This window comes from Mesorhizobium sp. M7A.F.Ca.MR.362.00.0.0, assembly GCF_004023175.1.
GTDB lineage: Bacteria > Pseudomonadota > Alphaproteobacteria > Rhizobiales > Rhizobiaceae > Mesorhizobium.
Genome location: NZ_RZTF01000341.1, coordinates 1 through 2713, shown reverse-complemented (window position 1 = coordinate 2713; position 2713 = coordinate 1). Strand labels below are relative to the sequence as shown.

General features: G+C 65.6%; 3 protein-coding genes, 1 pseudogene and 1 riboswitch. All 4 genes and pseudogenes read left to right on the top strand.

Translation table 11 applies throughout. The features are described 5' to 3' along the window. The coding region (locus tag EOC06_RS43800) for a crosslink repair DNA glycosylase YcaQ family protein (RefSeq protein ID WP_245470175.1) at positions 1–409 on the top strand (409 nt) is incomplete at its 5' end. Positions 410–438: 29 nt separating this feature from the next. Then, a riboswitch (cobalamin riboswitch) is annotated at positions 439–643 on the top strand. Positions 644–681: 38 nt separating this feature from the next. Continuing rightward, the gene (locus EOC06_RS29150; protein ID WP_127382171.1) at positions 682–1110 is read left to right on the top strand and encodes a DUF1636 family protein; all 429 of its coding nucleotides are present in this window, start codon (positions 682–684) and stop codon (positions 1108–1110) included. A gap of 2 nt (positions 1111–1112) precedes the next feature. After that, entirely contained in the window at positions 1113–2165 is a 1053-nt protein-coding gene (cobW, locus tag EOC06_RS29145) for a cobalamin biosynthesis protein CobW (RefSeq protein ID WP_128309418.1), read from the top strand. An 18-nt stretch (positions 2166–2183) separates the two neighbouring features. Beyond that, positions 2184–2713 (top strand): annotated as a pseudogene (locus EOC06_RS29140) (cobaltochelatase subunit CobN); the annotation flags it as partial.

The following is a 2713-nucleotide window of genomic DNA, read 5'->3' as shown; positions in this document are numbered from 1 at the left end:
GCTGGCCTATCTTCATAAAGACGCGCGTCTGCCGCGCAAGATCGACGCCCGCGCCCTGCTGGCGCCGTTCGATCCTGTCGTCTTCGAACGCTCGCGCACAGAGCGGCTGTTCGACTTCCACTACCGCATCGAGATCTACACGCCGGCCGACAAGCGGCAATACGGCTACTATGTCCTGCCGTTCCTGCTCGGCGACAGGATCGTGGCACGCGTCGACCTCAAGGCCGACCGTCCGGCCAGCATACTGCGGGTCCATGCGGCCTATGCCGAGCCGGGTGCGCCGCCTGAAACCGCTGCAGAACTGTTCGAGGAATTGAAGCAGATGCAGGGCTGGCTCGGGCTCGAACGCATGGAAGTGACCCCGGCCGGCGATTTGGGTCCGGCGCTGGCCGACATCGCCATGTCGTAAGCTCGCGTTGACACCGCCGCTCGCAAAAGCCTAAATCCGGTTCAGATGGTCTCTTGCCCGCAACGGCAAGAGCTAAGAGGGAATGCGGTGCGGGGCAAAATCCCAAATCCGCGGCTGTCCCCGCAACTGTAAGCGAAGAGCCAAGGCCGAAAGCCACTGGGAGTTCCCGGGAAGGCGGCTACCCAAGGCGATGACCCGCGAGCCAGGAGACCTGCCGTCTGCGACTTTAGAATCCGATCGCCCGGCGGGTTTCCGGGCAAGGAGCCCGATCTTTGGACCACGACAGCAGTTTTTCGGCTGGCACAGCGGATATTTCGTCCGGCCATGATGATGCCTTGGCCGGCGTCACCATCATCGTCTGCGCCTCCTGCCGCGATGAGACCGGCTCCGACGCTCATCCCCGCGCCGGCGAATTGCTGGCGGAGGATACGCGCCGCGCCGCATCCAGCGACGACATCCGCATCCGCAGCGTCGAATGCCTTGGCAATTGCAAGCGGCGCCTCAGCGCCGCCATCCTGCGCGACGGCTGCTGGAGCTATGTCTTTGGCGACCTGACCGAGACCAGCGGCGCCGACCTCGTCACGGGCGCCAAGCTTTTCGCCACCTCGACCGACGGTCTCATTCCCTGGCGTGGCCGTCCCGATAGCCTGAAGCGTGGCCTCGTTGCCCGCATCCCTCCCCTCGACATGCTGAAGGACTGACCATGACTGCCCCAGATTCGTCTGCGAACCTCTCCCGCGTTCCCTGCACCGTCGTCACCGGCTTCCTCGGCGCCGGCAAGACGACGCTGGTCCGCCATCTCCTGGAAAACGCCGGCGGCAAGCGCATTGCCATCATCGTCAACGAGTTTGGCGACATCGGCATCGACGGCGAGATCCTGAAGGGCTGCGGCATCGACACCTGCCCGGAGGAAAACATCGTCGAACTGGCCAATGGCTGCATCTGCTGCACCGTCGCCGATGATTTCGTCCCGGCGCTTGACAAGATCCTGTCGCTGACGCCGAGGGTCGACCACATCCTGATCGAGACTTCGGGCCTGGCGCTGCCCAAGCCGCTGGTCCAGGCCTTCCAGTGGCCGAGCGTGAAAAGCCGGGTGACTGTCGATGGCGTCATTGCCGTGGTCGACGGCCCGGCCTTGGCCGAAGGCCGCGTCGCCAGCGACATGGATGCCCTGCAGGCGCAGCGCGCCGGGGACGAGACGCTCGACCACGACGACCCGGTGGAAGAACTGTTCGAGGACCAGATCGCCTGCGCCGACCTGATCATCCTGTCGAAGAGCGACCTGATGGACGCCGCCGGCACCGCCCGCGCCAATACCATCATTGGCGAACACTCCGCCCGCGCGGTGAAGATCGTGCCGACATCGCATGGCAAGGTCGATCCCTCGGTGCTGCTCGGGCTCGGTCTCGCCGTCGAGGACGACATCCAGAACCGCAAGTCCCATCATGACGGCGCGTTCGACCACGAGCATGACGACTTCGATACCTTCATCGTCGACATTGCCTCGATCGCCAATCCGGACGAGCTGGCAAAGCGCGTCGCCACCGTCGCAGAAGAAGAGAACGTGCTGCGCGTAAAAGGCTTCGTCGAAGTCGGCGGCAAGCCGATGCGGCTCTTGCTGCAGGCCGTCGGGCCGCGCGTCAATCATTACTATGACCGCGCCTGGACCGCGCAGGACGACCGCCGCTCGCGTCTCGTCGTCATCGGCCTGAAAGGGCTGAACCGCCCGGCGATCGAGCGTATACTCGCCGGCTGATTTCGGACACGGATTGCGATGCACATCCTAACCACGACATCCGCCTCGCTCGACGACCTCGCCGAGCCGGTCGATCTGCGGCAGACGCCGGCGGATATCGTGGCGCTGTCCTTCACCGACAGCGACCTCGCCGGACTGGCGGCAGCCTGGAAGGCCGATGCCGGCCGCCTGCCCTCGATGCGGCTGGCCGCACTGCGTGACCTGCGCCATCCGATGTCCGTCGACCTCTGGGTCGACAGCGTCGCCCGCCACGCCAAGATCATCCTGGTGCGCATCCTCGGCGGCTACGACTGGTGGCGCTACGGCTGCGACCAGCTCGCCTCGACCGCCCGCGAACGCGGCATAAAACTGGCGCTGCTGCCCGGCGAATGCCGCGACGAGGATTTGCGCCTGATCGAAGCCTCGACGCTGCCGCGCGAAGAGTTGGACGGCCTGCTCGACTATTTCCGCGAGGGCGGCCCGGCGAATATGAGCGCGCTGGTGCGGAGGCTGGCACGGCTGGCGGGGTCGGATGCGCCTTTCGTCGAGCCGGTCGCCGTGCCCAAAGC